This is a genomic window from Streptomyces sp. NPDC020898 (assembly GCF_044333925.1).
Classification (GTDB): domain Bacteria; phylum Actinomycetota; class Actinomycetes; order Streptomycetales; family Streptomycetaceae; genus Streptomyces.
The window spans coordinates 560,722-576,814 of record NZ_JBIRRV010000004.1 but is presented as its reverse complement, the minus strand read 5'-3'; the positions used below and the strand labels follow the sequence as shown (position 1 = coordinate 576,814).

Annotated in this window: 20 protein-coding genes and 1 pseudogene; 8 read left to right on the top strand and 13 right to left on the bottom strand. The window is 66.7% G+C overall.

All coding sequences use genetic code 11. The annotated features are described in order from the left end of the window. Positions 1 to 128: 128 nt before the first annotated feature. The gene (locus ACH4TV_RS17000; protein ID WP_398398686.1) at positions 129 to 662 is read right to left on the bottom strand and encodes a hypothetical protein; all 534 of its coding nucleotides are present in this window, start codon (positions 660 to 662) and stop codon (positions 129 to 131) included. Positions 663 to 801: 139 nt separating this feature from the next. Next, positions 802 to 1,497, bottom strand: a complete 696-nt coding sequence (locus ACH4TV_RS16995) for a DNA alkylation repair protein (RefSeq protein WP_398398684.1) — start codon at positions 1,495 to 1,497, stop codon at positions 802 to 804. 508 nt (positions 1,498 to 2,005) lie between these two features. Here ACH4TV_RS16995 and ACH4TV_RS16990 point away from each other — a divergent pair. Then, the gene (locus ACH4TV_RS16990; RefSeq protein WP_398398683.1) at positions 2,006 to 2,425 is read left to right on the top strand and encodes a hypothetical protein; all 420 of its coding nucleotides are present in this window, start codon (positions 2,006 to 2,008) and stop codon (positions 2,423 to 2,425) included. Between the two features lie 309 nt (positions 2,426 to 2,734). On the opposite strand, the gene ACH4TV_RS16985 is transcribed toward ACH4TV_RS16990, so the two are convergent. Both ACH4TV_RS16985 and ACH4TV_RS16980 read right to left on the bottom strand, forming a co-directional pair. Further along, positions 2,735 to 3,835 (bottom strand): barstar family protein, encoded by a 1,101-nt coding sequence (locus ACH4TV_RS16985; RefSeq protein WP_398398681.1) that lies wholly within the window; start codon positions 3,833 to 3,835, stop codon positions 2,735 to 2,737. Positions 3,836 to 3,882: 47 nt separating this feature from the next. Then, positions 3,883 to 4,125, bottom strand: a complete 243-nt coding sequence (locus ACH4TV_RS16980) for a GntR family transcriptional regulator (RefSeq protein ID WP_398398680.1) — start codon at positions 4,123 to 4,125, stop codon at positions 3,883 to 3,885. 293 nt (positions 4,126 to 4,418) lie between these two features. Here ACH4TV_RS16980 and ACH4TV_RS16975 point away from each other — a divergent pair, with 293 nt between their 5' ends. The 5 genes from ACH4TV_RS16975 to ACH4TV_RS16955 all read left to right on the top strand — a co-directional run bounded on the left by ACH4TV_RS16975 (position 4,419) and on the right by ACH4TV_RS16955 (position 7,196). Further along, complete coding sequence (locus tag ACH4TV_RS16975; protein ID WP_398398678.1) at positions 4,419 to 4,700, top strand: hypothetical protein; 282 nt, start codon at positions 4,419 to 4,421, stop codon at positions 4,698 to 4,700. Then, positions 4,697 to 4,900, top strand: coding sequence for a hypothetical protein (locus ACH4TV_RS16970; RefSeq protein WP_398398676.1), 204 nt, complete (start codon positions 4,697 to 4,699; stop codon positions 4,898 to 4,900). The genes ACH4TV_RS16975 and ACH4TV_RS16970 overlap by 4 nt, the downstream gene beginning before the upstream one ends. Further along, on the top strand, positions 4,897 to 5,103 hold the full coding sequence (locus ACH4TV_RS16965; protein WP_398398675.1) for a hypothetical protein: 207 nt from the start codon (positions 4,897 to 4,899) through the stop codon (positions 5,101 to 5,103). The genes ACH4TV_RS16970 and ACH4TV_RS16965 overlap by 4 nt, the downstream gene beginning before the upstream one ends. Before the next feature lie 130 nt (positions 5,104 to 5,233). Further along, complete coding sequence (locus ACH4TV_RS16960; RefSeq protein WP_398398673.1) at positions 5,234 to 5,413, top strand: hypothetical protein; 180 nt, start codon at positions 5,234 to 5,236, stop codon at positions 5,411 to 5,413. A 349-nt stretch (positions 5,414 to 5,762) separates the two neighbouring features. Continuing rightward, positions 5,763 to 7,196: a non-reducing end alpha-L-arabinofuranosidase family hydrolase gene (locus ACH4TV_RS16955; protein ID WP_398398671.1), complete on the top strand. Its 1,434-nt coding sequence runs from the start codon at positions 5,763 to 5,765 to the stop codon at positions 7,194 to 7,196. 247 nt (positions 7,197 to 7,443) lie between these two features. Here ACH4TV_RS16955 and ACH4TV_RS16950 read toward each other — a convergent pair whose 3' ends face one another. Then, entirely contained in the window at positions 7,444 to 8,409 is a 966-nt protein-coding gene (locus ACH4TV_RS16950; protein ID WP_398398670.1) for a helix-turn-helix transcriptional regulator, read from the bottom strand. Positions 8,410 to 8,501: 92 nt separating this feature from the next. Between ACH4TV_RS16950 and ACH4TV_RS16945 the strand changes: the two genes are divergently transcribed. Together ACH4TV_RS16945 and ACH4TV_RS16940 are read left to right on the top strand one after the other, a co-directional pair. After that, entirely contained in the window at positions 8,502 to 8,870 is a 369-nt protein-coding gene (locus tag ACH4TV_RS16945) for a VOC family protein (protein WP_398398668.1), read from the top strand. A 71-nt stretch (positions 8,871 to 8,941) separates the two neighbouring features. Then, positions 8,942 to 9,169, top strand: a pseudogene (locus ACH4TV_RS16940) (helix-turn-helix domain-containing protein); the annotation flags it as partial. A gap of 189 nt (positions 9,170 to 9,358) precedes the next feature. Here the strand turns inward: ACH4TV_RS16940 and ACH4TV_RS16935 are convergent. The 8 genes from ACH4TV_RS16935 to ACH4TV_RS16900 all read right to left on the bottom strand — a co-directional run bounded on the left by ACH4TV_RS16935 (position 9,359) and on the right by ACH4TV_RS16900 (position 16,070). Continuing rightward, a complete protein-coding gene (locus ACH4TV_RS16935) occupies positions 9,359 to 9,508 on the bottom strand; it encodes a hypothetical protein (RefSeq protein ID WP_398398666.1) in 150 nt (49 codons plus the stop codon). A gap of 107 nt (positions 9,509 to 9,615) precedes the next feature. Beyond that, the gene (locus tag ACH4TV_RS16930; protein WP_398398664.1) at positions 9,616 to 10,083 is read right to left on the bottom strand and encodes a hypothetical protein; all 468 of its coding nucleotides are present in this window, start codon (positions 10,081 to 10,083) and stop codon (positions 9,616 to 9,618) included. A 101-nt stretch (positions 10,084 to 10,184) separates the two neighbouring features. Further along, positions 10,185 to 10,409 carry a DUF397 domain-containing protein gene (locus ACH4TV_RS16925; protein ID WP_398398662.1) on the bottom strand — a complete coding sequence of 75 codons (225 nt, stop codon included), beginning with the start codon at positions 10,407 to 10,409 and terminating at the stop codon, positions 10,185 to 10,187. A 598-nt stretch (positions 10,410 to 11,007) separates the two neighbouring features. Further along, a complete protein-coding gene (locus tag ACH4TV_RS16920) occupies positions 11,008 to 11,841 on the bottom strand; it encodes a helix-turn-helix domain-containing protein (RefSeq protein ID WP_398398661.1) in 834 nt (277 codons plus the stop codon). Further along, complete coding sequence (locus ACH4TV_RS16915) at positions 11,831 to 12,352, bottom strand: DUF6879 family protein (RefSeq protein WP_398398659.1); 522 nt, start codon at positions 12,350 to 12,352, stop codon at positions 11,831 to 11,833. The genes ACH4TV_RS16920 and ACH4TV_RS16915 overlap by 11 nt, the downstream gene beginning before the upstream one ends. Then, positions 12,336 to 12,542 (bottom strand): hypothetical protein, encoded by a 207-nt coding sequence (locus ACH4TV_RS16910; protein ID WP_398398657.1) that lies wholly within the window; start codon positions 12,540 to 12,542, stop codon positions 12,336 to 12,338. The genes ACH4TV_RS16915 and ACH4TV_RS16910 overlap by 17 nt, the downstream gene beginning before the upstream one ends. Before the next feature lie 247 nt (positions 12,543 to 12,789). Beyond that, positions 12,790 to 13,299, bottom strand: a complete 510-nt coding sequence (locus ACH4TV_RS16905) for an NUDIX domain-containing protein (protein WP_398398655.1) — start codon at positions 13,297 to 13,299, stop codon at positions 12,790 to 12,792. 170 nt (positions 13,300 to 13,469) lie between these two features. Then, positions 13,470 to 16,070 carry a hypothetical protein gene (locus ACH4TV_RS16900; RefSeq protein WP_398398652.1) on the bottom strand — a complete coding sequence of 867 codons (2,601 nt, stop codon included), beginning with the start codon at positions 16,068 to 16,070 and terminating at the stop codon, positions 13,470 to 13,472. Between the last annotated feature and the right edge of the window lie 23 nt (positions 16,071 to 16,093).

Genomic DNA, 16,093 nt, shown 5'->3' with positions numbered 1-16,093 from the left:
GATTGCAAGCACTGAGCGCGCCGACCTTGCCGCACAGGTGCCGGACGGCCGTAGGCGTAGGTCGTGTTGACCTGACGGCCGAGCGTGTCGCGGGTCTTCGGGTCCGACCCGGACGCCTGGCCGATCGCTCATGAAGGCGGTGCGTCGGTGGTGGTTCGAGCCGGTGCCCCATGGCCGACCGGGGAGTACGACAGCTCCCAGGGCCTGCCCTCGACGCGGCCCCGCCACAGCACCCGGCCGTTCTCACGTTCCCAGTGGGCGACCCGTGCGGCCTTCGCCGCCACCTCCAGGCCCCACACCAAAGGCATCAGGCACATCCATGCTTCCCAGGCGAGGGCCAGGCCCAGCGCCGGCACCAGAAGCACCGGGAGGAAACCCAGGTTGACGGGCCGGTCGTGCCAGAAGTCCTCGGTGGGCAAAGCCGTCTCGGGGTCCACGGGAGTCGCGGCATCGAAGTCGCGCACCTCTCCGAACCATGGGATCCGGGTGGCCCTGAGAAGCGTCAACAGCACCCAGAGCGCGAGGGCGCCTGCAAACGTCGAGAGATAGCTGACATTCACGGACGGGAAGCCTCGTACCGGACCCACAACCACCACGCTGACGACCATGGCGACCACCGCGGTCAAGGAAAACCGCAGCTCGTGGTGCAGCAACCTGTCCATCGCATCCCCCCGTGCCGCCCGCGCGCTGAACCCCGCCAACTGTAGTTCCAGCGTGCCCAGTTCAACGACCCGGCGGCAAGTACTTCCTTTTCCGGCGGGTGAATGTCTGAGGCAGCGCGCCGAGCCGCCGCATCGCCGGTCAGGCCACCGTCTTGCCGTGCTGTCGGCGCACGATCTCGGCGATCCAGATCGGAGCGAACGGAGACGTGCAGCCCGGCGGAGTCGGGTAGTCCTTGAGCACCTCCAGGCGCTCGCCGATGTCGATCGCACGGGTGCGGTGCTCAGGGTGCTCGATCCCGATCTGGGCCAGGCAGTGGTTCATCGCCCACTGCAGTCGATCCGGGGCGTCCTTCATCTCCGCCTCGATGACATCGAGCAGTCCTGCGAGGTCGAGGCCCTCGGGCTTCTTCGCCACACGTTCGGTGGTCAGCGCCCAGCCGGCACTCGAGACCACCGGATCCGGGTCGGCGAACCAGACCGGTCGCAGCTCTTCGGCGTACGGGTTCTTCTTCACCACGTAGTTCACCAGCCAGTCGTGCACCTTGGGCCTGCGCGCCTCGCGCAACATGGCGTCCAACTCGTCCCGCTCGAACGCCTTCGGGCGGCAGATCAGGATCGCCACCAGTCTCGCCGCGGTGTCCCCCGTCTCCCAGAGCCCGCCCGCGAGTTCCTGCTGCGTCTTCAGCCGCTTGGCGAGCGCGCGCAGCTTGCCGAGGTTCACACCGTGATCGTCCCCGTGCCTCTCGTTCACCGCACGTGCCTTCGGATCCTCAAGCCCGGCCAACTCGGCCATCACCTCGGCAACCGTCGTCCCGGTCGGCGTCGTCCCGGCCATCTCAGCCTCCTGTCCGTCACGTGCGAGACTCAGCGTACGAGGGAAGCGGGCGCCCTGCCGTACAGACCGCGTGGCTCGCCCTCAGTACTGTTTGCGAACCGTCCCGGGCGGGTGGCGTCGGCTCGGCCGGCTCTTGGAGAGCCGCCGTTATGGCCCCAGACCCCAGACCCCAGACAGAGTCTCGACGCTGCATGGCAGTGGCCCCGCCGGCCGCGGTCAGGGGCTTTCCTGTTGCCCGCGTGATGCCAGGTTTCTGGGTGATCTGCGGTAGGGGCACACGGTCGCCGCATTCCTTTGCGTGGTCGGCCCTGCAAGTGGTCGGCGCGCCCCGAAGCGAGCCGAGGTGGCCACCTTCCACCCTTGCGTCCGCGAATACTTGGCTAGCCACGAGATTGCTGCTACGTTATTCATGTGGCCAGCCACACTTTCTGAACTTCCCCCACCGAACTGAGGAGACCCCATGGATGTCTCCTCAGAGGGGGCCATATTGCCTTGGAGGAACGACCCCATGTCCCACAAGAACTCTCAAGTGAAGCCCCCGATCAATCAGCGCGTGCTGGCCCTCGGCATCACCCCTGATGCGCTTACGCCGGACGATTTTCCGCCGGGGGTTTCGACGCTCGATGACCTGATCGCCATGAGGAAGCGCAGCTGGGCTGAGCTCCAGGCCACAGGTATCGACGGCGAGTCAGCCTTTGTCAGCCTGGACCCCGACGAGGCTGAGGCCGAGCTACGCCGACTGTTCGACGGGCGCTCGTTCGGGGTAGCGCTCATCGGCGGCGGCATCAAGAACGTCCCGGCGTACACCGTCCTGTTCGAACGGATCGTCAACGTGCTCATCGACGTCCAGCCGGGCATCCGGTTGAGCTTCAGCTCACATCCGACGAACGTGCCCGAGGCGCTGCAACGCTGGCTCAACAGGTCCTGACACAGACATCTCACGGAGCTGGGCCCGGGACGTGGCGGTGAGCGATAAGGCAGGTGGCGAGGCCGAGGAAGGCTTCGCGGATGTCGTCGCGCCATTCCCAGCGGTCCGCAGCCGGTGGACGTCGTGCGGCCAGGCGATCATCCGCTCGACCACATACCGGAAGATGCCCGGGCCGCCGCCGTGGCGCTCGCCTCGTTCGACAATGACCGGGCGGAAACCGCAGGCCGGAGCAGACGCCTGCTTCTCGTGGTCGTGGCCCCCGCGTGGCGGGCGGCAACCTGAGTGCCGGTGCCGTGGCGGGCGCGCTGCTCACGCCAGGGTGACGTGCATGTCGCCCTCGGCCAGGACATCGAGGAGTCCGGCGAACAGGTTGTAGGGCCGGCCGTCCGGCGTGAGGGTACGGGACAGGTGCTCGCGTGCGGTCGCGGCGTCCCGCCAGAGCAGGGTTGCGGGGGCGGTGCAGCCGAAGGTACCGCGCAGGCAGTCGTCGACGGCGTCGAGGCAGCCGCCGAAGTAGCCGCCCGGCCCGTTCACCGCCTCGCCGAGCGCCAGGTAGAGGCCCGGTACGTCGGTGATGTGCCGGCCGTCGATTTCGTAGGCGTGGCCGGCGGGCCGGTCAGGGTGGGTGCGTCGGCAGGCCCGTTCTCGGACGAGATCGAGCCAGGCCTCGCGGCGGCGGGTGTCGAGGCCGGCCCAGGCCCCCAGAGTCTCCGGCGGCCCGGCGAACCAGCGCTCCCAGATGGGCCGGGCGTATTCGGGAACGGGCGTGAAGAGCTCGCCGTCGAGTTCCAGGTCGATCAGATTCGTCCCGTAGGAGGACGGGCGCCAGGTGCTGACTCTGGTCCACAGCAGTCGTTCGGTGAGCGGCTCGCCCTGGTCGTCCTGTACCTCCAGGGCGGCCTCCTCCAGGTCCAGCGCCCGCCGGGTGCCCTTCGTCAGGGCCGCCCCCAGTCGATCACTCTGGGCGAGCCCTCGTAGGACGAGCGGGGGCGCCACCTGCTCGGGCGGCAGGACGCGGGCGAATTCCCGGCAGGAGCCCAGCCACCGGTGCCCGTCGTGCACTCGGACGGGACCCCTGTGCCCCTCGGGCGGACCTTCGTAGTCGTCGAGACCGGTGAGCACAAGACTGTCTGTCGCGAGCAGTTGCCCTACGCCGCTCTCCGCGTCCTCCAGCAGCCAAGGCTCAAGTGCCCCGACCTCCGGCACCAACCACACCCGGCTGCCGACCCAGCCGCGCACCTCGGCTCCTTCGGCAACCCAGCCGAACAGCTCGTATGTCCCACGTCGGGGTTCCCCGAACAGCCCCTCCGCCTCGGCGCAGACGCCCCAGGCATGGCCGTGCTCCGTCCCGGTCAGCGTGTATCGGGCCCGCCCGCGATCGTTCTCGTCCACATGCACGGTGGAAATCATGCCCGGACCCGGCTTGCGCGGGGCGTCCCTTTTCCCAGGGAGGTCTCCTACTGCTCGGCCCGGGGTGCGTCCACGACGAACGAGCCCTGCCCCAGCACGGTGCGGAGCCTGCCCTCCGTACGCAGTGCGGCCACGGCTTTCTGAATCGTTGACGCCGCGACGTCGAACTCCGCGGCGAGGTCCACCACCGCAGGGAAGCGCGCACCGGGAACGTACGTACCCGCATCGATCCTGCGCCGCAGTTCGCCGGCGATTTGAGTCCATACAGGCTTGCCCCGGTCGAGATCCATGGTTCGAACGTATGCGTCTTCGCGAAAACAAGCGACTGCGAATGCGGGAATGCGCGTATCCTCGGAATACGACATACCCCCGCGACGCGGCGAACGTCCGGGGGCGTGGCCACCAACCACAGGAGGTTGACGACATGCGCGAGCGTAGCGCGGCTGTACTGATCGGGGCGTTACTCCCCTTGTTGTGCTGGGTACTTCCCGCTACCGGCAGGCGCCGGAAGGCAGTCCCTGAATCGACCCGGAACGTCGTAACAAGCAGGAACGTAGGGAGCTTTACCCATTCGCCGGTACGGGTGCCTGCTGCGCGCCGGTCGCCGTACAGCACCGACCGGGCACCGCTGGACGGTTCGGCGTCACGGCTGTCCCGGCCGTACCTGCCTCCTCTCACGAAACCGGCACCGGAGACGAAGTCGTTCGCGGCGCCTCGTACGGCTCGTGTACGTCCCTACTGGGCGGCGCGTGAGCGGGCGGTGCGGTTGCGGCGGCGGGCGGTCACGGTGCTCGCCGTGGACTTCGGCATCAGCGTCGACACCCGGGACATCCACGCCGAGCTGAGCGGGGCGAGGGTCCGATGACCGGCGTAAGGAACGCGAGGGTTCAAGTCGCCGTACGGCAGGCCGAGTTGCCGATGCTGCGCGCCTACCGGCTGTGGCACGAGCACACCCGCAAGTGCGCCGACGGCTGCAGGAACGTCCGTAAGGCACAGGACGGCTGCGAGAGCGGGCGGGACCTGTGGGACGCATACCGCCGCGCCTACGCCGGAGGCGCCTGGTGACCCGGCCGACGACGCACACGAACCGGTGCGGGACAGCCCGCGCCTCCCTGCTCTACCACGCCCCGATCCTCGGTGAGTTGGGCGCCTGCGTCCTCCCCCACGGCCACGACGGCGACCACGGCGACCCCTGGGACCGCACATGGAACATGCCCCCGCTCAACTCCCCAATGAACACCTACACCGGCACGGGGACGGACGAATGACCCACTACCCCGAACCGACCTGGACGCCCGAACCTCCGTACCGCTCCCCCCGCTGCACCCTCAGCCAGCACCCCCGCTGCCGAGACTACGAACCCCGCGACACCGGCGTACCCGGAGTCCACTACCTCGTATGCACCTGCACCTGCCACCACCCGCCCCCGACCATGTCCGGCCTGCGGGGGTGTCCCACATGATGTCCCACCGCGCCTCCAGGAAACCTCTGGAGTCATGCGGGTGGACGCTCACCCTCATGGCCATGTCCGGGGCGGCGGTCCTGCTCATCCTCGACGTCCTGGAGACCCTCCACTGAGGCGGCCGGAGGGCAAGTGACCATGAGGTCCCGGTCGCAATCACGTTCGTCGCCCACCGTCCCACCGCACTCCTGCGATGGGACGGGGGCGGCCGCACCCTTGCCCCTCACGCCAAAGACCCGTACAACCACGGAATTTGGCCGCCTGGTTTCAGCCTGCGAATATTTTCTCTCGCGAATTATGCGAGAGGCATTGACGTTGATTACCGGAACCCTATTATCCAGTTGCTCGACACTTCGACCCTTGTTCGGGATATCGAATATCTAGGGCCGCGCACCACGCCGACATCCGGGGACAGCCCCTGACGGGGTGACCCGGAGCCGCTTGCTCAAGGATGACGAGGTCCTTATGCGCAGACGTAGCTTCAGCCCCAGACATCCCTCTGCGGCGCTCGCCGCCACGGTTGCGGCCCTGGCCGCGTTGGCGGCGCTGCTCGTCGCCGGTCCGGCCCAGGCGGCCGCCACCGGCGACTTACGCAGTGTCGCTTCCAGCCGATGTCTCGATGTGGCGGGCGTCAGCCAGACCGACGGCGCGAACGTGCACATCTGGGACTGCCACGGCGGAACCAACCAGCAGTGGACGTCGACGGATAGCAACCAGCTGACCGTGTACGGCAGCAAATGCCTGGAGGTCCCGGGCAACGCCACCACGTCCGGGACCCCGGTGCAGATCCGCACCTGCAACGGCGGTGCGAACCAGCAGTGGCGGGTGAACGCCGACGGCACGGTCGTCGGCGTGCAGTCCGGGCTGTGCCTGGACGTCTCGGGCGGCGGTACGGCCAACGGCACGGCGGTGCAGATCTGGTCGTGCCACGGCGGCAACAACCAGAAGTGGACCGGTCTGTCCGGGCCGGGCAACGCGTGTGCTCTGCCGTCGGCCTACCGGTGGACCTCGACGGGTCCGCTGGCGCAGCCGGCGAACGGGGGGCTCGCGCTGAAGGACTTCACCACCGTGACGTACAACGGCCGGCACCTGGTCTACGGGACCACCTCCAACGGATCGTCGTGGGGCTCGATGGGGTTCAGTCCCTTCACGAACTGGTCGGACATGGCGACGGCCACCCAGACCGGGATGAGCCAGATCGCGGTGGCGCCCAAACTGTTCTACCTCGCAACCAAGAACATCTGGGTGCTGACCTCGAATGGGTGGGGTACCAACTGGACCTTCACCTACCGCACGTCCAGCGACCCCACCAACCCCAACGGCTGGTCCGCCCCGCAGCCGCTGTTCACCGGCAGCTTCCCCGCCGGTGAGGGTGGCGTCCCGATCGACCCGACCATGATCGCCGACGACCAGAACATGTACCTGTTCTTCGCCGGTGACAACGGCAGGATCTACCGGGCGAGCATGCCGATCGGGAACTTCCCGGGCAACTTCGGCTCCTCGTACACGACGATCATGAGCGACACGGTGAAAAACCTGTTCGAGGCGCCGGAGGTCTACAAGGTCCAGGGCCAGAACCAGTACCTCATGATCGTTGAGGCTCGGGGTGTCAATGAGGACCGCTTCTTCCGCTCGTTCACGGCCTCCAGCCTGAACGGTTCGTGGACCCCGCAGGCCGCGACCGAAAGCAACCCCTTCGCGGGCAAGGCCAACAGCGGTGCCACCTGGACCAACGGCATCAGCCACGGTGACCTGGCCCGCAACAACCCCGACCAGACCATGACCATCGATCCCTGCAACCTGCAGTTCCTCTACCAGGGCTACGCCACCAACACACCGGCGAACACCCCGTATGCGGCACTGCCGTACCGGCCGGCCGTGCTCACCCTGCAGCGCTGACCCGCCTGATCCACGGTGATCGCGATGTGGCGCGGTCCGCCCGCGCCGTGGACGAGCTGTCTACGGCGTGGGCAACTCCACCCGCCGACCGATACTCGCCGCCTGGAGGAACCCCAGCCGCGCGTCGGCCGGGGTTCCTCTCGTTCGTGGACTCTCATCGTGGGTACGCACCCAAGCCCTGTGACGCCACCGGGGATCCGCCTGCCGGCCGGGGTGTGCCACCCCCATCGGTGACAGGTGTTGCGGGTCAGGACGCTGGTGGCGGCGCATAGTGGTGGGCAAGACCGGTGGCGAGGTCGCGAAGGTGAGCCCTGGCTTCGGTGGGGCCGTGCACAGTGATGGCGCTCCCGAACGGCAGTAGTTCTCGCACGTCCTCCAGATGCAGGAAGCGGATTGTCACCTTGCGGCCGGTGGCGGATTCTTCATGGTCGTCCCGGACGAGTCGTAGGCCAAAGATCCGTTGCGCCCGCTCGATCTGGGTCTGGTCGATGGTGACGCTGACCTCTATCGCGTGGTTGTGTTCCCACTGAGCAATGAGCGCTGCAGCGACGGTGGCCAGGGTCTGGCTCTCGCGGATCCGTCGTGGCTGGTCGACTTCTTTCCACGTCGTGATCCGTTCGAGCCGGTACATCCGTGGCACTCGGGCACAATCGGCGACGAGGTACCAGATGCCGGCCTTGGCGAACAGCCCGTACGGATCCACGACCAGGTCGCGTGGGGATGACTCGCGTGGGCTGTCGTACTCGATCCGTAGCCGGCGACCTCGCCGCACTGCGCCGATCAGCGAAGCCGGAGTCGTACCGGAAGCTCGTGCCTGACGCCAGGGACGGTTGTCCACGTGCACGACGTCGGTGAGCGGCAGGAGCTCATGAACTCGACGTGGCTGTGTAGCGGCGATCTTGGAGAGCGCGCGCCGGCTTTCGACCGATGCGTTGAGCTCCGCACGTTGCTTCTCATCCAGCCCGGTGAGCGACAGATGATCACGCTCGCCCGGTGTGAGTCGCGTGAGGTCGAGTCCGGATCCGGGCAGCATGGTCACGCCTCCGAGGCGGCCCCGGTGTGCGGTCACCGGCAGACCGGCGTCGCGGAGCCAGTTCAGATCTCGGGTGATGGTTCGAAGCGACACCCCGAGCGCTGAGGCGAGTTCCTGTGTGGTCACGGCATCCCTCGATGTGAGGAGCAGCATCAGGGTGAAGAAGCGGTCTGGGGTCACCCACCAATTTTTTCAGGAATTGCGACACGATGCGGCGCATATCCCGGTCAGGCTGGTCGATGCGTACCTGCCACCTGTGCGAAGGAACAGCCATGACCACATCCGTCGTGTCCATCGTCTACGTGAACGACGCTCCCGCCGCAGCTCGTTTCTACGGCGACCTCCTCGGCATGAGCCCCTCGTTCGAGACTCCGGGATACATCACCTTCGACCTCGGGCCGGGCGCTGACCTCGGTCTGTGGTCCGGCCAGTTCGAGCATCTGTCACCGGACGTCCCGCGCACCAGTGAGGTGTGCCTGGCCATCGACGGTGGACGACCCGACGAGCTCAACGCAACCTTTGAGCAGTGGAAGTCCAAGGGGGTCACGATCCTGCGTGAGCCTCATGATGCGGGGTTCGGGCTGACCTTCCTGGCAGCCGATCCTGACGGGAACCGTATCCGCGTCGCACCGAAGGGCTGAAAGGCCGCAATGCGGCAGGCGCGCACGACAGGTGTCGCGCCTGCCGTCGTCCGACTTCGAGAGGACGACGGGTGACCCACGCGAATGCGCCCCTGAGCGTCGAGGGCCGTAGGCGGCTCGTGAAGCGGTGCCAGACACGTCCCATTGCCCACGTCGCCGCTGAGACGGGTATCTCTCGCGCATGCGCCAGCACGTGGGTAAATCGCTGGCGGCTACACGGTGATGCGGGATGGCAAGACCGGCCGTCGAGTCCGCACCGGAGTCCGAACGCGACTCCAGCATGGGTCGTCGGGCAAGTGTCGGCGTACACCTTGAAGTGCCGAAGTAGGTACACGCGAACATGCTCACCGCGTCGCACACCATGACAATCCAGAGCCCTGCCTTGGCCCGCGAAGCAAGGCCAGCCGTCCTACGCCTCCGGCGGTACGGGTGGCGCCGGAAAGCCGCCAGCAGCACGCCTCCGCGAGAGCGTCACCAACGTCGAGCTCTCATACAACAATGCGCTCTTCCGGAACCTGCTCGGCAAACGCCGCCGGCATGGCTCGGTCCAACGGCTGGGAGGCCAGATCCGCGGTGAGGCCCTGGGCGTAGACATCCGCGACCGCGTCGTAGGAGTCCCAGAGGGAGGTGCTGTCCACCCAGCCAGTGTGCGACACGCCTCCAGAGACCCTCAGGTCAGCCGGTGCCGCAGGGACCCACCGCACGGTGACACGTAACGGAAATGGCCGGCACAGGTTCACGCCGACTACCGCGCAGGGCACGCCAGTTCAGGCCGCGCACGATTCGGAGAGCACGTCACCACGGCCAGCGACAGGTACGAGGGACGGTCCAGGTAGACGCCCAGCGACACGTCAGCGCCCGAACACAGCCGCGCCGCGGCAGAGTTGATCAGCGTGGCGAGCCTGGTGATGTCGCGGTCGCCCTCGAAGGCGAACCGGGGCGCGTACTCCGCCAGCCGCTCCCCGAGCCACGCCGCCGCCTCCTTCGCCTCGTCCCACGTGCCGCGCACCAGAGAAGCCGGCTTGATCAGCCAGTACGCCGTCTCCAGCGGGGGCAGATCCACCACCGGGAACTCCGCGGCCACTTCGCGGTACCGCTGGATCTGTTCCGGCCTGCTACCGGCCGGAGGCGGCTCGGGATGAGGAGGCCGCCGTAGCGCCTCCTGGTCGAAGCGCTCTTTCGGGCCTGTCCACAGATAGCCGTGATGGTGCACCAGCCGTACCCGTTCTCGGAGTTGGGGATCGAGTAACCAGCCGGTCCCGGCCCGTGTGTGTCGAGGGGGAACCGGGACCGGCCGTCCTGGGGAGGGAGGCGTCAGACCGGCAGACCGAACCGCGCCGGGTCGATGCCCGCCGCGTCCAACTCCTCGGTGGTGAACCGCAACGGCACAGCGTCCGGCCGCTTGCTGTCACCCAGGGCCCAGGCGTCGTCGCCGATCCGGGCCAGGGTCACGCATCCCTCGCTACAGGGGCCACCGCACGCCTTCACGAACGAGGCCCCGTTGATGTCGAGCGCATACAGATCGGATCCGTCCAGCATCACTCCACCTTCCTGCTCACCTGATCGCGGCCATGGCTGACCGCCGCCGCCCGGATCGGGCGGAAGTCCCTGAGTGCGAGATAAATTCGATACGCACCGACGCTGAATCTTCGCCTCGGCGGAGATGCGGAACGCGTCTGCTATCAGCTCGGCGTACTCGACTCGGAGTATTCCGACGTGAACAAACGGCACCCCTGAATGCGTGACCAGCGGTCGTAGCTGCTCCTGCACACGTTCTGGAAGACCGAGAGCGACCAGCGCTTCGCGAAGCGCTTGAGTGGAATGGTCCGCTCGACTGCGACTGTCGCGCCACGTCTGCATATCCATCAATGCGCCTCCGCATGATGCTGGCGCAGCTCGACGTTCGCGTCTGAAACAGCACTGCAGTCTCCCACCGACCTAGAATTCTCCCGGCGCACGCTGATACCGAGACACACACTGCACCCTGGCGCCGCCTTCGGTTCCGGTGGCAGTTCCGTGAGTCCATACCCATGAGGCTTCCGCATACCCGCCATCGATCCTCCCCGACTTCGATCCTGATCCATAGTCAGGCACATCCGAGGCAATATCCAGGGTTATTTGCCTTGTCGGGTAAAGATCATGAGCGGAACTGGCGAGCCCACTCGGACAGACGTTCCCGCCCTTCTTCCTCGAACAAAGCACACCTCTCGTACACAGTGAATTCTTCGAGGTAGGCAGAAATATCTCGGCGGTCCCGGAACACCATCGCTCCCGTCTGCGTCTCCACCGTCGCTATCCGTGAGTCATAGACGGTGAATGTGTTCAGAGGGGCCGTCGGCAAGTGACCTTCCAAAGGGATGACGCCGAGGCGAATGTTGGGCAACTGGCTGATCGAAATCAACCGATCCACCTGCATAGCCATGGCCGAGGCGGGGAGAAACGGCCACCTGACGGCCTGCTCTGTGAGAATGAAGGTGAAACGCTTCGACGTATCGTAGAGAACTGACTGTCGTTCCAGCTTCTTCGCGATCGCCTTGCTGTTATCCCCAAGGTTACGAGCGAGGCTGGCCCTCACATACTCGGGTGTGGCGAGCAGGCCAGTAACCATGGACAGTAGAAAGTACCGAAATTCCGTGGAGGACCGCTCGAAGCCGGCCAGCTCGTTCTGCTTCTTCTCCAGACCAGTCCGACGTTGCGACCACACGTCCTGCCATTCAATGTTGGCCATTTGAGCAAGCGCGACTATACGCGAGACGAGATCAGACGGCGCATTCAAGGCTCTCAAAATCAGTTCTACGTCAACAAGGCTCGGCGTGATCTTCGCGCCTTCGATATTACTGATCTTCGTCTGGGACATATTACAGCGCTGAGCGAGCCGGGTCTGATTGATCCCGACTCGCTTGCGAAGCGTCTTGAGAGTTTCAGCCAGGTCTGCTCTTGACTGGCCTAGCTCTTCCGGCTCAAACGTCAAGACCCTTCACGTATTCCTCAAAGGGCACCGACTCAGCCAATGCGATGCGCTGGTATTCGATGAAGGGCGCCACGTCACCCTCATACACTTCCCGGTTGATCTGAGTGCCGTCCGACTCATAATGCATGAGGACGACTTCCTTCTTGTCGAACATCCAGAAATCCTGGACACCGGCCAGCGGGTTACTTCTGCCGGTCACATCCATGATTCGGATTTCATCACCGGCCCACACGTGCGGCTGGTAACACATGAACTCGTACTGAAGGTACACAGAAAGAGGCCGGGTAACGATGTGCACGCGCCCCTTACTCTTCCCTTCACGGCGCACCCTCTTCAGGTCCTCCGTGTAGGTGCTCGAGTGCGTATGAGGATCGATGCGTTCGCCTGCCAAATAGGCCCGGATCGCTTCCTCTTCCTGCGGGACCTTGTAGACGGGTAGGGCCTCAAGGCGCCATGCCTCACTTTGGAAGTCCCGGAACTTGGCCTTCCAGGCTTCACCAGCCAAGAGCACGAACTGCCTCCCTGAGAGTTGATTCCGGGATCTCCACCAGCCCCTCCCCGTGGGGAGGGTGGAAGACGTTGGACACGTCGCCCTGGACGATGAGCGAGCCGCTTGCGGTCCGGTAGATGTTGGGACAGTCGTCCTCGCCGCACTCCCCATTGCCGTTACCAGTAAGCCGGGTCAGTTCCTCACGCGCCATGCTGGAAACTCCCTTGCGCCTGACCCCTGTTGGGGCTCTCGGACACGACGATACGGCGGGCAATTCGGGGACGTCGACGCAACAACGCCAATATTCGCGTTGTCGGGTAAACGATCTCGACCGCCGACACCGACGCCCTACCACCCCGGCACGGCGGAAGCGTTTGCCCGCCCTCCCCGGCGTCGCCCCGCTTCCAGGCGCACATGGAGTCCCGGTCCCCCTGACCCAGCTCAAGAGCACAGCGCAGTCACCGCGCAGGCGTCCCATCAGCACGGCCGGCGAGATACCGATCCAGGATCTCCGGACTGTCGGGAGTGAAAGTCCACTCCCGAAGGATCCGCGGCAGGTCGGACTCGCTCAGCCAGCCGTGCCAGGCGACCTCGGTCGGGTTCGGCATGACAGCCCGGGGAACGACGGCGTCACACACCCCGAGCCAGTGAGGGCTCAGACCGCTTCGGTTGAGGAACTTGAACCGAAAGCGCACTGCCGCCGACACCCCCAGCTCCTCGTCCAACTCACGGGTGGCCGCCTGCTCGTAGGACTCCCCGACTCCCAGGGCTCCACCGACTCCGACCTCGTAGTGCCCCGGGAATCGGGGCACTTGCTCAGCACGCCGATGGACGAGGATCCGACCCTGCCGGTCGTGACACACGACCACGGCGATCCGGTGCAGCCAGCCCTCCCGGACGGCGTCTCTCCGGCTCACCGGCCCCAGCACACGGTCCTGCGCATCGACACGTTCCACGACTTCGTCCACGACGCACACGATCGCAGAACCCACTGACAACAGGCCTCGGCGCCGGACTGCCAAGTCGTCGGCTCCGACCCCTACTTACCTGAGCCGCCGTTGTCGACGAGAGGGGAGCGCATCGCGGCGAGCATCTCGCGGTGGCAGTGCGCCTCCGGACAGCTGAGCAGATGTCGTCCTCAAACCCGCACCGTCAAATACCCCCACCCACCCCAAGTGCTCACGTTGCTCTTATCCGTAGCGCTGCTCACATACTGAGTCCGCACCCGGAACTTCTGATTGACCGCGTTCGTGAGGCTCAGTGAAGTCACCGCCGTGCTGTTCGCGTCCAGGGAGAAACAGGGCGACGTAGTCAGCGTGTGCCAGGCCCCGCTGTAGAACTCCTGGGCCTGGAAGCGTTGGCACTGGCCGGCCTTGTTGGGGGTCACCGTCGCCGTCACTCGTGGCTTCACGGTGTGGTGGTAGACGCGGTAAGGAATGCCGCTGTACGTGACGTTGCCGTAGTAGCCGCCCAGGGTCTGGGTGATTCTCACCTGGTCGTACACGGTCCGGGCCACCGAGGCGGGGGCGTACCGGTAGTCGCCCCCGAACGACGCCGTGAACGTCGTGTTGCGGGTCAGGGTGTACGTCCCCTTCACGTTGCCCTGGGTGTCTGCGGTCGCCGTCTTGACCAGTGTCTTCTTCGTGGCGCCGTACGGCTGCGCCCAGATCGACACTGAGCGGCTGTTGTACGTCGTGCCCAAGTGCGCCGTCACCGTGGCCGTCGCGCCGTAGGTGTAAGTGGACGCGTTCGTCGCCACGGTGACACTCGTCGCGACCCGCGACACCTGGACGATCGCCGAGGCAGTCGCCGCCTGGTGGGAGGTGTCGCCCGGGTAGCTGACCGTATAGGTGTTGGCGCCGCCGATGGTCGGCGTGTCCTTGATCGTCAGGTTGCCGGCCGCACCCACAACTGTCGTCCAGCGCACCGGAGTTGAGGTGTGGGCCGCGTCCGTTCGGGTCACCGTCACCGTCTCGCCCGTTGCGTACGGCGCGTCGGTCAGGGTGCCGGTGAAGGTCAGCGCGGCGCCGCGTGTTGCTGTGCCGGGGGCCTTCAGGGTCAGGGCCGGGGTGTACGGGGAGACCTCGACGGTCGCGTCCGAGGACGTCGGCTCGTGCGTGGCGTCACCCGCGTAGGAGAGGTGGTAGGTGAACCGTCCCGCAGTGCCCGGGGCGTCCGTGACCTTGAACTCCGTGGTGGCCGGGTCGACCTGGACCGACGGGAGTTGTGCCGTTGCCTGCGTGTCTTCGTTCGTCCTGGAGACCTGGACCGTGGTGCCCTGGGGAAGGCTGCCGAGGTTCAGGGACGTCATGAGCGAGCCCGTGAAGGCCACCGAGCCCGGCTTCGCCGAGGTGAGGTCCGGGAACGGGATCGTGGTCAGGAGCTTCGCCACGTGGACTGTCAGCGAGGCCTTCGCGGGGCGGTGCGTCGCGTCTCCGGCGTACGTCACCTCGTACGTGTACGCGCCCTCGTCCTGGCGGGTGTCGGTGACGGAGAACGTGCCGTCCTTGGCGACCGTGGCCGTGGCGTCCGGCAGTTCCGCTCCGTCCCGGGTCACCTGGAGCTTCGCGCCTGCCGGGAGCCAGCCCTTGGTGCTGAGCGTTCCCTTGAACGTGAACTGCTGGGTCGGGGCCGCGTACTGCGGGGCGTTCAGGGTCAGTTCGGTGTCGGTGAGCTTCGCATCGCTCAGCACGTTCAGGGTGTAGGCGCCCGCCGGGTCCTTCGTGACGGCGTACAGCGTCGTGCCGTCAGCTGCCCACTCCAGGCCGTCCGGGGCCAGGGTGCCGGTCGGGAACGTGACCTTGTTCTCGGCGAGGCCCGAACCGGCGTAGAGGTACAGGCCGGCGGCCGAGCCCGCGGTGGAGCCGACGGCGATCGTCCCGTCGGTGTCGGCGGCGAGGGAGTTCGGGGCGGAGTTCACGCCGCCGGTGTAGTACACGGGGCGGTCGGCGGGGGCCAGGTCCTCGGTGCGGTACGCCTGGAGGGCGGGCTGCTGGGGGGCGGCGAGGAGCAGCTGCGCGCCGTCGGCGGTGACCTGGAGGCCGGTTGCCGTGCCGCCGTGGACCAAGGTGTCGGCCTTGGCGGTCGGTGTGCCGGAGGAGACGTCGTAGGTGGCTACGTGGCTGAGGCTCTGCTGCGGTTCCTCGGCGGCGAGTACTCCGCCGCCCGTTGCCAGCAGGGGGGCCACAGACCAGTGCGACATCGAGGGCTCGGGGGTGGCTGCGGGGGCGGAGGCCTCCGGGTCCATCGAACCTATGGCGCCCGCGCCTTCCGTCGCATCCGTGTTCGTGTTCGTGTTCGTGTAGCCGTACCAGACCTTGCCGCCCGCCACCGCGACCGAGACCGGGGCGCTGTCCGTGCCCGTCGGGATGCGGGTGGACTCCGTCAGGGTCGTCGTGTCGATGGCCGCCAGTGCGTCGCCGTCCGTCAGGGCCGCGTAGAGCGTGCCGCCGTCGGGGGACAGGGCCAGGCCTGTGGCGCCCTGCTCGTTCGCGATCGTGGTGACCGGGGTGCCGGACAGGTCGGTGACCACGATGGCGGTCGAGCCGGGGCCCTGGCTGAAGAAGATGTGCTGGTGAGCGGTGTCGACCAGCATGTGCGCGTACTGGGACAGCGGGAGCGCGGCCGTGCTGTCGGCCCGGGCGGCGGGGCCGGTCAGACCGACGGTGGCGGTGGTCAGGCCCGCTACGAGCGATATCGCCGTCGCCGATGTGAGCGAGACCTGCTTCAGGCGGCGCATGGAGCTCCTGGGGCAAGGGGTGT